The sequence below is a fragment of the Rhizobium sp. 3T7 genome, assembly GCF_020166565.1.
Lineage (GTDB): Bacteria > Pseudomonadota > Alphaproteobacteria > Rhizobiales > Rhizobiaceae > Rhizobium.
The window spans coordinates 14219-26322 of sequence record NZ_JAIQXS010000026.1 but is presented as its reverse complement, the minus strand read 5'-3'; the positions used below and the strand labels follow the sequence as shown (position 1 = coordinate 26322).

The 12104-nt window shown below is 58.5% G+C and carries 9 protein-coding genes and 1 pseudogene; 2 read left to right on the top strand and 8 right to left on the bottom strand.

Going from position 1 to position 12104, the window contains the following annotated elements; all coding sequences use genetic code 11:
- Window positions 1–4: 4 nt before the first annotated feature.
- Both K9B32_RS25500 and K9B32_RS25495 read right to left on the bottom strand, forming a co-directional pair.
- The gene (locus tag K9B32_RS25500; RefSeq protein ID WP_224567460.1) at window positions 5–676 is read right to left on the bottom strand and encodes a DsbA family oxidoreductase; all 672 of its coding nucleotides are present in this window, start codon (window positions 674–676) and stop codon (window positions 5–7) included.
- Between the two features lie 88 nt (window positions 677–764).
- Window positions 765–2570: an extracellular solute-binding protein gene (locus tag K9B32_RS25495; protein ID WP_224567458.1), complete on the bottom strand. Its 1806-nt coding sequence runs from the start codon at window positions 2568–2570 to the stop codon at window positions 765–767.
- Window positions 2571–2836: 266 nt separating this feature from the next.
- On the opposite strand from K9B32_RS25495, the gene K9B32_RS25490 reads away from it, so the two are divergent.
- On the top strand, window positions 2837–3496 hold the full coding sequence (locus K9B32_RS25490; protein ID WP_007793597.1) for an invasion associated locus B family protein: 660 nt from the start codon (window positions 2837–2839) through the stop codon (window positions 3494–3496).
- 113 nt (window positions 3497–3609) lie between these two features.
- On the opposite strand, the gene hspQ is transcribed toward K9B32_RS25490, so the two are convergent.
- From hspQ to K9B32_RS25475, 3 genes are all read right to left on the bottom strand, one after another.
- Window positions 3610–3939, bottom strand: a complete 330-nt coding sequence (gene hspQ / locus K9B32_RS25485; protein ID WP_007793594.1) for a heat shock protein HspQ — start codon at window positions 3937–3939, stop codon at window positions 3610–3612.
- A gap of 155 nt (window positions 3940–4094) precedes the next feature.
- Entirely contained in the window at window positions 4095–5504 is a 1410-nt protein-coding gene (gene glnA / locus K9B32_RS25480; protein WP_007793591.1) for a type I glutamate--ammonia ligase, read from the bottom strand.
- Window positions 5505–5555: 51 nt separating this feature from the next.
- The gene (locus K9B32_RS25475; RefSeq protein WP_003539626.1) at window positions 5556–5894 is read right to left on the bottom strand and encodes a P-II family nitrogen regulator; all 339 of its coding nucleotides are present in this window, start codon (window positions 5892–5894) and stop codon (window positions 5556–5558) included.
- A 342-nt stretch (window positions 5895–6236) separates the two neighbouring features.
- Here K9B32_RS25475 and K9B32_RS25470 point away from each other — a divergent pair, with 342 nt between their 5' ends.
- On the top strand, window positions 6237–7712 hold the full coding sequence (locus tag K9B32_RS25470; protein ID WP_224567455.1) for an NAD(P)H-hydrate dehydratase: 1476 nt from the start codon (window positions 6237–6239) through the stop codon (window positions 7710–7712).
- An 8-nt stretch (window positions 7713–7720) separates the two neighbouring features.
- Here the strand turns inward: K9B32_RS25470 and K9B32_RS25465 are convergent, their stop codons facing one another.
- The 3 genes and pseudogenes from K9B32_RS25465 to uvrA all read right to left on the bottom strand — a co-directional run bounded on the left by K9B32_RS25465 (window position 7721) and on the right by uvrA (window position 11927).
- On the bottom strand, window positions 7721–8527 hold the full coding sequence (locus tag K9B32_RS25465) for a DUF72 domain-containing protein (RefSeq protein ID WP_224567452.1): 807 nt from the start codon (window positions 8525–8527) through the stop codon (window positions 7721–7723).
- A 15-nt stretch (window positions 8528–8542) separates the two neighbouring features.
- Window positions 8543–9003, bottom strand: a pseudogene (locus K9B32_RS25460) (GNAT family N-acetyltransferase).
- On the bottom strand, window positions 9003–11927 hold the full coding sequence (gene uvrA / locus K9B32_RS25455; protein ID WP_224567449.1) for an excinuclease ABC subunit UvrA: 2925 nt from the start codon (window positions 11925–11927) through the stop codon (window positions 9003–9005). The pseudogene K9B32_RS25460 and the gene uvrA overlap by 1 nt, the downstream one beginning before the upstream one ends.
- Window positions 11928–12104 lie beyond the last annotated feature (177 nt).

Sequence of the window (12104 nt, the reverse complement as noted above, 5' to 3'; positions counted from 1 at the left end):
ACGTTCAGTTCATGCCTGCGCGCGCTTCGGCCTTCGCCTTGGCGATGTCGCGAAGCGCGCCCGCCAACACATCAGGCGTCTGCGCACCGCTGACGGCATACTGTTGATCGAAGATGAAGAAGGGGACGCCGTTCACCCCCATCGTCTGCGCGGCCTCGATCTCCGCGATCACCAGATCCTTGTCCGCATCGGACGCCAGCAGGGAGGAGATGACGGCTCGGTCCATGCCGGCCTTCTCTGCGATATCGAGCAGGACGGCATGGTCGCCGACATTGCGCCCTTCCTCGAAATTCGCTCTGAAGAGAGCATTGACAATATGGTCCTGCTTCTCGCGATCCTCAACCATCGCCCAATGGACCAAACGATGCGCATCGAGCGTATTCGGACCGATCTTGATCGCGTCGAAGTCGAACTTGATCCCCACCTCACGACCGAGTTCACTCAGCGTCTTGTGCCCTTGAGCGACACGCTCGGCACCGCCAAGCTTCTGCTCGAGCGCCTTCTTCTGGTCGACGCCTTCCGGCGGATAGTCGGGGTTGAGGCGATAGGGGCGCCAGTTGATGTCGACGCCGACCTCGTCCTGAACTTCAGCAATCGCGAGTTCCAACCGTGCCTTGCCGAGATAGCACCACGGGCAGACGACGTCAGAGACGACGTCGATGGTAATGCGTTCCATGGGCTTTTCCCTTTTTCCTGAAATCGAAACCTTCCGCCATCTAGGCCTTGTGGCTGGAGACTTCAACCAGGCAGGAAAAGGGAACCGTCTATTGGACGCTCTGATCCCACCAGGCTGGCAGCTGGTAGCCGTAGAGGGGCACGATGTCGGGATGACCGATCCTCTTGCTGCGCGCAACCCATTGCTTGTCAACGTGATAAAGCGGCAAGACATAGTGTCCCGATAACAGCATGCGATCGTGCGAACGCACCGCGGCGGTAAAATCCTCTGCCGAGCGAGCGGTGAGGATATGCTGGATCAGCGTATCGACGTCAGGGTCGGCAACTCCGGCGAAGTTGTCGGTGCCGTCCCGCTCCTTGGCCGCTGAAGACCAACGTCCCAGCTGTTCGATGCCGGGAGACAGGGATGAGGTGTAGGACTTGACGATCACGTCATAGTCAAAACTGCTAGTACGGCTCTGATATTGGGAATCGTCCACCGTGCGGATCGTCGCGGCAATGCCGAGCAGTTGCAGCGAGCGCTGATAGGACACCGCCAGCTTCTCCTGGTCGGTGTTCTGCGTCATGATCTCGAAAGAAAGCGGCCGGTCGCCAGCGTCGCTCATCTTACCATTCTTGATCGTGTAGCCTGCTTCCTTGAGGAGTGCTGCCGCTTGTTTCAGGACATTGCGATCGCGGCCCGAACCATCGGTCACGGGAAGTTTGTAGGTACCGTCAAGAATCGCCGGATCGATTCGATCCTTGATCGGCCCGAGAAGCTTCAGCTCGCGTTCGTCAGCCGGCACTCCGAAGCTCGACAGGTCGGAGTTCTGCCAGAAGCTCTGGGTGCGGATATAGGCGTTCGAGAAGAGGTTCTTGTTCGCCCATTCGAAATCGAAGATCAGCGACAGCCCCTCGCGAAGCTTCGCGTTGGCAAAGACCGGCCGCCGGGTGTTGAAAACGAAGCCGAACATGCCGCTCGGCAGCTTCGGCTCGAACGTGTCCTTGACAACGTTGCCCGAAGTGACAGCAGGGAAGTTGTAGGCGCTTGCCCAGTGGCCGGGACTGCCGTCCGGGTAGATGTCGATATCGCCCTTCTTGAAGGACTCAAAGAGCGTCGTGTCCTGCAAAAAATACTGGACTGTTATCTGATCGTAGTTGTCGAGACCGACCTTTGCCGGAATGTCCTTGCCCCAGTAGTTGGGATCGCGCTCGAAGGTGATGCTTTCGCCAGGCTTCAGTGATTTGACCTTGTAGGGCCCGGACCCCACGGGAGGCGTGAGCGACGAACGATCGAATGTCTCCGGGTCGATGGCATGTCTCGGCAGGATCGGCGTCGAGCCGGCCAGAATCAGCGGGAATTCGCGATCGGCCTTGTCGTTGAAGGTAAAGCGAACACTGTGGTCTCCGACCCTCTCCATCTTGTCGACGGCATTCAGTCGCGTGCTGAAGGGAACGCGGCCCTTTTCCCTCAAAAGATTGAAGGTGAAAATCACGTCATCCGGTGTCACCGGCTGGCCGTCCGACCACTTGGCGGCCGGATTAAGATTAAACTGGATATAGGTCCGGTCCTCATCCCATTCGACGGACTGGGCCAGCAGGCCGTAAAGGGTGAAGGGTTCGTCACGCGAGCGAAGCATCAGCGTTTCGAAGACGAGGTTCCCGTATTCCGGATCCCACATGCCGCGCGCCGTCGTGCGCATACTTTTCAAGATGAAGGGGTTGAGGCTGTCGAAGGTTCCAACGACGCCATAACTGATCTTCCCGCCCTTTTTCACATCGGGATTGGCGTAGGGAAGATGCTTGAAATCGGCGGGCAGGGCCGGCGCGCCGTGCATCGCGATGCCATGCACCGGCTCGGCGAGAGCTGCACTGCCAACCAAGGTGAAAATGACAGGAAGAACGATCCGGAGCATCGTTGAGGTCCTTTCGGGAACGGCACGATTCGGCGCAAGACTATCACGCAGCCACCGCAATTCACCATCCGCGCCGAATTCTTTCGGATGACCCTGAAAAGGTCAAAGAAATACTGGATATCTGACCCGACGCAATGTAACAGGGGAACCCGAAGTCGGGGGGTCATGCATTTGCCTCATTGTTTTAAGAGGTGGAGTGCGAACAACCCTGTTGGTGAGGATGGCACGTTGTCGTCCCTAAGGGATTTCAGGAGACGGAATTCGTTATGATGTTCAAGGCTGAAAACAAAACGCGGGCAGCCCTGTCCGTTCTGGCAGTGATGCTTGGTGCTGCAGCAGCTCCCGTATCGTCCTTCGCGCAGGATGCGGCGGCCTCCGCCGACGCTCCCGCCACGGCTGCCGGCGCCCCGCGTCTCGGCTGGTACAAGACCTGCAGCAAGCAGGAAGACAACGACGTCTGTGTCGTCCAGAACGTCGTTCTCGCAGGCGGTGGCCAGCTCGTTACGGGCGTCGGCCTCATCAGCGTCTCCGGCAAGATTAACAACAAGAGCCTTCAGGTTTCGGTGCCGCCGGCCCGTCTGATCCCGCCAGGCGTCGCGATGCAGATCGACGGCGGCAAGGCCCAGAAGATTGATTACCTGATGTGCATGCCTGACCGTTGCGTCGCCCAGATCCCGCTGACCGACGCCATGGTCGCCAGCCTGAAGAAGGGCACCGATCTGGTGCTGACCTCGATCAACTTCCGCCGCGCGCCGAACCCGATCAAGATTTCGCTCGAAGGCTTCACCGGCGCATTCGATGGCGAAGCGGTATCCGCTTCCAAGCTCGCCGAAAGCCAGAAGAGCCTGCAGGACAGCATGCAGAAGAAGGCTGACGAAGCGCGCAAGAAGCTCGAAGAAGCCCAGAAGGCTGCCAAGGCTCAGTAATTCCGAACCGTATGACCTTACGAAAACCCGGCGTTGGCCGGGTTTTTTTGTTTCATGATCCAGGCAAAGAAAAACCCCGCGTTGAGCGGGGTTTTGGAAGATGGCACTGAACGTTAGTGGGCGAAGTTCATCTTGGGTTTGAACTGCCCCGTCGGTGCCATATCGAAAATCTGATAGACCTGTTCATTGCGGAGCGGCACGCCGCTCTCGTCGTTCACCAGGTTCTGCTCGGATACGTAGGCAACGTATTCGTTTTCATCATTCTCAGCTAGCAGATGGTAGAAGGGCTGATCCTTGCTGGGGCGCACCTCGGCGGGAATGGAATTCCACCATTCTTCCGTATTCGCAAATTCCGGATCGACATCGAAGATCACGCCGCGAAACGGAAATACCTTGTGCCGAACCACTTCACCGATACTAAACTTAGCTACTCTTTCTTTCATGGTACGACTTCCTTTCATCACCTGATTTGGTGATTGGCCTCACTCAAATCAAGATTTGTGCGAGATCTCGTCACATGAGTGTCACATCCACCTCTTGGCAGCCATGACATCGACAGACGAAGCCCCGACCGAGCCGGGGCTTCGCTTCTTGATGATCAAGCCGAGTAGTACATGTCGTACTCGACCGGATGCGGCGTCATCTCGAAGCGCATCACTTCGGCCATCTTCAGCTCGATGAAGGAATCGATCTGGTCATCATCGAAAACACCACCGGCCGTCAGGAACTTGCGGTCCTTGTCGAGGCTTTCCAGCGCTTCGCGCAGCGAGCCGCAGACCGTCGGGATCTTCTTCAGCTCCTTCGGCGGCAGGTCGTAAAGGTCCTTGTCCATGGCCTTGCCCGGATGGATCTTGTTCTTGATGCCATCGAGGCCGGCCATCAGCATCGCAGCGAAGGCGAGGTAGGGGTTAGCCATCGGATCCGGGAAGCGCACTTCGACGCGCTTTGCCTTCGGGTTGGTGCCGAACGGAATGCGGCACGAAGCGGAACGGTTGCGGGCCGAGTAGGCCAGCAGAACCGGTGCTTCATAGCCCGGGACGAGACGTTTGTAGGAGTTCGTCGACGGATTGGTGAAAGCGTTGATTGCCTTGGCGTGCTTGATGATGCCGCCGATGTAGTAGAGGCAGGTTTCGGACAGGCCTGCGTATTCGTCGCCCGCGAAGGTCGGCTTGCCGCCCTTCCAGATCGACTGATGCACGTGCATGCCCGAGCCGTTGTCGCCGAAGATCGGCTTCGGCATGAAGGTCGCCGTCTTGCCATAGGCGTTGGCGACCTGGTGCACGACGTACTTGTAGATCTGCATCTTATCGGCGTTGCGAACGAGCGTGTCGAACTTGATGCCGAGTTCGTGCTGGGCAGCAGCCACTTCATGGTGATGCTTTTCGACGACGACGCCCATTTCCGACAAAACCGTCAGCATTTCCGAACGCATGTCCTGGCAGCTGTCGATCGGCGGAACCGGGAAGTAGCCGCCCTTGACACGCGGACGGTGACCAAGGTTGCCTGTTTCATATTCGGTGTCGTCGTTTGACGGCAGCTCCGTGGAGTCAAGCTTGAAGCCGGTATTGTAGGGATCAGCTTTGTAGCGAACGTCGTCGAAAACGAAGAATTCTGCTTCCGGACCAACGAAGACGGTGTCGCCGATGCCGGATGCTTTCAGGTAAGCCTCAGCCTTCTTGGCAGTGCCGCGCGGATCGCGGTTATAGGCTTCGCCAGAAACCGGGTCGAGAATATCGCAAAGAATGACCATGGTGGACTGCGCGAAAAACGGGTCCATATGAACCGTTTCCGGGTCCGGCATCAGCACCATGTCGGATTCGTTAATGGCCTTCCAGCCAGCGATCGAGGAACCGTCGAACATGACGCCATCAGCGAACATGTCCTCGTCGACACAGACGACGTCCATCGTCACATGCTGCAGCTTGCCCTTTGGATCGGTGAAGCGCAGGTCCACGAACTTGACGTCGTTTTCCTTGATTTGCTTAAGAATTTCGCTTGCGGTCGCCATTAAATAGTTCCTTTATTTGAGATGACGATGGTTCGCCGGAAGGCGATAAAGTTAGATAGCGTCGATACCGGTTTCGCCGGTACGGATGCGGATAACCTCTTCGACATTGGACACGAAAATCTTGCCGTCGCCAATGCGGCCGGTTTGGGCGGCCTTGCGGATCGCGTCGATGACGGCTTCCGCGTTCTCATCTGCGAGAACGACTTCCACTTTCACCTTCGGTAGGAAATCGACGACATATTCCGCGCCACGGTAGAGTTCCGTATGGCCCTTCTGGCGACCGAAGCCCTTCGCTTCCGTAACTGTAATACCCTGCAGGCCAACTTCCTGAAGGGCTTCCTTCACTTCGTCGAGCTTGAAGGGCTTAATGATCGCTTCGATCTTTTTCATGAGAAAATGACTCTCCGCTTCTCCCGTTAAAAACAGGCTCAGGCCTGCTTTGCGTCATGATGCAGTTATCGTGCCAGTTGGGAAGCCGATTTTTCGAAAAACACCGCCAACCGTGCGAAAAAGTGCGCAACATCAGTGGTTTTCGCGTTTTTTTGGATAGAAACATTCGAAAATCGACGCACTGAAGGCAAATCCTCGCCAATTTCTGGAATATTTGCCCTCACTAATAATTCCAGACAAAGTACCGCGGAAGCCTCTCTTTTGTGCACTTGCATATTTTTTGATCTGCGCAGAGATCAATCGACCGGTTGTTATTTAGGCGATTTCTGTTTGAATGCGGTGATGACCGACGGAATCTCCGAATTGCTCCTTACCCCGGAAGACATGACAGCTGTTGACGCGGCGGCAGCCGCGTCCGGTATCGACAGCTATTCCCTTATGGAACGGGCGGGGGCCGCGGTAGCAGCCATTTTTCTGCGCGATTTTCCGACCGCCCTTCGCGCGGCCGTGCTTTGTGGACCTGGCAATAACGGGGGCGACGGCTATGTTGCCGCTCGTCGGCTGGTTGAGAGCGGTGTCGCTGTCGACGTATTCCAATTGGGCAAACCGGAAAGGCTCAAGGGAGATGCCGCCCGCGCGAGGGACAGTCTGGCGCCGACCAGCGCACAGCCGCTTGAGACGTATCAGCCGCGCAACGGCGATGTGGTTATCGATGCCCTGTTCGGGGCCGGCCTTGCCCGCGATGTTCCCGAGAACGTCTTCGAAGTGATTGGACGGGTGAAGGAGGCGCGGGTGCCGGTGATTGCCGTCGACCTGCCATCCGGCGTCGACGGTCGCACCGGAGCCATCCAAGGAGCGGCCTTTGTGGCGGATCGGACTGTGACCTTCATGACGCGGAAACCCGGTCATCTCTTGATGCCGGGGCGAGAGCTCTGCGGTGAACTGGAAGTCTTCGATATCGGCATACCCGCCCGCATCATCCGCGCTGAGAAGAAGCAACAGATTGCCGAGAACAGGCCAGAACGGTGGCGACATCTGCTGCCATCGAGCGGACTGGAAACACACAAATACAAGCGTGGCCACCTTGTCGTCTTCTCCGGTGAAGCGAGCAGGACCGGCGCTGCGCGGATGTCGGCGATGGCGGGGTTGAAGGCCGGGGCAGGGCTTGTGACAATCGCCGCGCCAGACGACGCATTGGGCGCCAATGCGGCGCACCTTACGGCGATCATGCTGCATGCGATCGACGATGAGGCGGCGCTCCGCGATTGGCTCCGCGACGAACGGCTACAGACATTCGTTCTTGGCCCCGGTTTTGGCGTCGGTGACAAGGCACGCCGGTTCGTGGCAGCGCTTTCCGAGCGGCATCTGGTGCTTGACGCCGACGGGCTTTCTTCGTTCAAGGATGCCCCGGACGAGCTGTTTTCAAGGTTCTACGGCAAGCCGCGGCTGGTGCTTACGCCACACCAAGGCGAGTTCGGCCGACTGTTTCCCGATATCGCCGCCGATGCGGCCATGGGGAAAGTCGAAAAGGCGCAGGCTGCAGCGGCGCGGGCGAACGCCGCAATCGTCTACAAAGGCTCCGATACCGTCATCGCATCGCCTGACGGCAGAGCTTATATCAACGTGAACGCCCCGGTTTGGCTCGCGACAGCCGGCTCCGGGGACGTCCTTGCCGGGATCATCGGAGCACTGATGGCCCAAGGCTTTCCCGCTTTCGAAGCGGCGGCTGCCGGCGTCTACATGCACGGAGAGGCTGGCGTGCGGGCCGGCAAAGGGCTGACCGCGGAAGAACTGGCAACGCATGTTCTTCCGCTCTAGGAACGGCGCTATTGTGCCGTCGCTTCCTGTAGGGCCATAGCCCCGAATGGCGCATTGACCTTGCCTTCGTGGATCATGAAGGCGAAAACGTCCCGCGGCTGCGCCGCGACCTTGCGGCTTGCATCGATCAGCGGCAGATCGTCTGGAAACTTGCCCTCCGCCCAGGTTTCGAGCCGCTTGGCCCAGGCCTTTAGATCGCTTGACGAATAGCATGTCCTGATGTCGTCCGAGCCCTTCTGGAGGCGGGCATAGACGAAGTCGGCCGTCACATCCGCGATCATCGGGTAATCGAAATGCTCGGCGCAAACAGGCGCGACTCCATACTTCGCAAGCAGCGCAACGAATTCCGGCACCTTGAACGAGTCGTGACGCACTTCGACGACATGCTTCAGAGACAAGCCATCCTGCTTGCTAGGCAGCAATTTCAGAAAGCCTTCAAAGTCCTCCGGATCGAACTTCTTCGTCGGCGCGAACTGCCAGAGGATTGGCCCCAGGTGAGGGCCGAGCTCAGTTAGACCCTGGGTCAGAAAGCGCTCCATAGACTCGCCGGCTTCCGTCAGCACGCGGCGATTGGTGACAAAGCGACTGGCCTTAAGCGAAAATACGAACCCGTCAGGTACATCCGCGGCCCATTTGGCGAAGGTCTCCGGCTTCTGCGAGCTGTAGTAGGTGCCGTTGATCTCAATGACTTTGAGCTTGCGGCTTGCATAATTCAGTTCGTCTTTCTGCTTCAGGTCCCCGGGGTAGAAATGATCCCGCCATGCCTCGAAGGTCCAGCCGCCGATGCCGACGCGAATATTGCCGGATTTCGTCATTTCTTCCTCCTCTGATTATATCTGTACGCTGACTTGCTTTGCCATATCGACGATCACCCATCCTGGCCAATGCGGATGCTCGCGGCGACCCGTTTCCTAAAGCCAAACGCGCCGTAGAGCGCAATATCCCGTTCCATGCGCGCATTTGTGTAGAGACGAACTTCCGGAAGCCCCCATTCCCGCGCCGTCTCTTCCGCCCATCGCAGAATGGCAACACCGTGGCCAGCACCCTGGAATCTCGGGGCGACGGCAATGCTGTAGAGCATCATATGGTCTGGGTGCCGCTCGACGACGGCTAACCCTGCAAGCTCGCCTTGCACTTCCCGCAGCCATACCTCACCGCGACCAATGCGCGGTGCGTAATTCTCGCTGACCGGGATCGGTGGACGCCCGAGGAGACGCGTGTACGGAGTATAGGCTTCGGCGGTCAGCGCTCCGACCGCCTGCAGATCACCGAGCGACGCCGCCCTCAGCATCACTCGGCTGCCACTACAGCTTTTCGAGCAGGGCGCCGCTCAAGCAACTCCTTTAAGAACTGGCCGGTATAGGACCGCTCCTCCTTGACGATCGCTTCCGGCGTGCCGACGGCAACGATCTCACCGCCGCCATCACCGCCTTCCGGACCGAAATCAAGAATCCAGTCCGCGGTCTTGATGACCTCGAGATTGTGCTCGATGACGACGACCGAATTGCCCTGATTGACCAGCTCCTGCAGCATTTCCAAAAGCTTGGCGACGTCGTGGAAATGCAGGCCGGTCGTCGGTTCGTCCAGGATATAGAGCGTGCGGCCTGTCGACCTCTTCGACAGCTCCTTTGCCAGCTTGACGCGCTGCGCCTCGCCACCCGACAGCGTATTCGCTTGCTGTCCGACCTTGATGTAACCGAGGCCGACATCCTTCAACGCTTGCAACTTGTCCCGCACGGCCGGGACGGCGGCGAAGAAATCGACACCTTCTTCTACCGTCATATCGAGCACGTCAGCAATCGACTTGTGCTTAAACGTAACGTCAAGCGTCTCCCTGTTGTAGCGCTTGCCGTGGCAGACATCGCAGGTGACGTAGACGTCAGGCAAGAAATGCATCTCGATCTTGATGACGCCGTCACCCTGGCAGGCTTCGCAGCGACCACCCTTGACGTTGAACGAGAAGCGCCCGGGCTGATAGCCTCGCGCCTTCGCTTCCGGAAGGCCTGCAAACCAGTCGCGGATCGGGGTGAACGCGCCCGTATAGGTCGCCGGGTTGGAGCGCGGCGTGCGGCCGATCGGCGACTGATCGATATCGATAACCTTGTCGATATGCTCGAAACCGTCGATGCGATCATGATCGGCCGGAATTTCGCGGGCGCCCATGACGCGACGCGCAGCCGATTTATACAGCGTCTCGATCAGGAATGTGGATTTTCCACCACCGGATACCCCGGTGACCGCCGTAAAGACCCCGAGCGGGATGGAAGCCGTGATACTCTTCAAATTGTTGCCGCGGGCACCGACAACCTTGATCTCCTTGCCCTTCTTGGGCTTGCGCCGCTCGTCGGGAACCGGAACGCCCAGTTCGCCGGAAAGATATTTCCCGGTCAGCGACCTCGGGTTTGCCATGATCTCCTGTGGTGTGCCGTGGGCAATCACTTGACCACCATGGATGCCGGCCGCTGGACCGATGTCGACGACGTCGTCGGCGGTCAAGATCGCGTCCTCGTCATGCTCGACCACGATCACGGTATTGCCGATATCGCGAAGGTGCTTCAGCGTATCGAGCAGTCGGGCGTTATCGCGCTGATGCAGGCCGATCGATGGTTCGTCGAGGACATACAATACACCGGTCAGACCGGAACCAATCTGTGACGCCAACCGGATACGCTGACTTTCGCCGCCCGACAGGGTGCCGGAGTTTCGCGACAGACTGAGGTAATCCAGGCCGACGTCATTGAGGAAGCGCAGGCGGTCGCGGATCTCCTTGAGTATGCGGACCGCGATCTCGTTCTGCTTGGCGCTCAGCGACTGCGGCAGGACCTCGAACCAGTCACGGGCGACGCGGATCGACATATCGGTCACCTGGCCGATATGCAGCGTATTGATCTTGACGGCAAGCGCCTCGGGCTTCAGGCGGAAACCGCCGCAGGACGGGCAGGGTGCGGCCGACATGAAGCGCTCGATTTCTTCGCGCGCCCAGGCGGAATCCGTCTCTTTCCAGCGACGCTCGAGATTGGTGATGATGCCTTCGAAGTTCTTGTGCGTGGTATAGGACCGTGCACCATCGGCATAATGGAATTCGATCTTCTCGTCGGTGCCATTCAAGATGACGTCCTTGGCCTTATCGGACAGATCGTTCCAACGGGCGCCAAGCTTGAAGCCGTAATGCTTGCCGAGGGCTTCGAGCGTCTGATTGTAATAGGGTGAGGTCGACTTCGCCCATGGCGCAATGGCGCCATCGCGCAACGTGCGCTCGGGTTCGGGCACGATCAGGTTGGCGTCGATCTTCTGCTGGGCGCCAAGGCCGTCGCAGGTCGGGCAGGCGCCGGCTGGATTGTTGAACGAAAAAAGCCGCGGCTCGATCTCGGGAATGGTGAAGCCCGACACCGGACAGGCGAACTTTTCCGAAAAGAGAACGCGTTCATGCGTTTCGTTGAGCGACTTGTTGGCCGAGCCGCCGGCGGCGGTCTCTTCCGGCGGCAGCGGCTTGTCGGCGAATTCCGCGACAGCCAAGCCGTCGGCAAGCCTCAGCGAAGTCTCGAAGCTGTCGGCAAGTCGCGAAGCCATATCCGGTCGCACGACAATGCGGTCGACCACGACGTCGATGTCATGCTTGTACTTCTTGTCGAGAGCCGGCACGTCCGCGATCTCGTAGAACTGACCGTCGACCTTGACGCGCTGGAAGCCCTTCTTCATCAGGTCCGCGAGTTCTTTCTTGTATTCGCCCTTACGCCCGCGCACGAGCGGCGCGAGAATGTAAAGACGCGTGCCTTCTCCGAACTCCAGCACGCGATCGACCATCTGGCTGACCGTCTGGCTCTCGATCGGCAGCCCGGTCGCAGGCGAATAAGGCACGCCGACGCGGGCAAAGAGCAGACGCATATAGTCGTAGATTTCGGTCACCGTGCCAACCGTCGAGCGTGGATTGCGCGAGGTCGTCTTCTGCTCGATCGAAATCGCGGGCGACAGGCCGTCGATCTGATCGACGTCGGGCTTCTGCATCATTTCAAGGAACTGGCGCGCATAGGCCGAAAGGCTTTCGACATAGCGCCGCTGCCCTTCGGCATAGATCGTGTCAAAGGCAAGCGACGATTTTCCGGACCCCGAAAGGCCGGTCATGACGATAAGTTTGTTTCGCGGCAGATCGAGATCGATGCCCTTCAAATTGTGCTCGCGCGCGCCGCGGATGGAAATCGTCTTCAGTTCGCTCATCGTCTTCTGCTTCTGTGCTGGAACAAGCCCCTTATTTAGTGATGCCGGCTGGCGAGTCGAGGCTGAATGTCCGTCCGCTGCAAGGTTTTCGATTCGGTTGACAAGATCATAGGGATAAATTAGAACAAAGAAAGAACAAATTCCTTGTGGATGAACCGGTGATGGACGCCCATCACC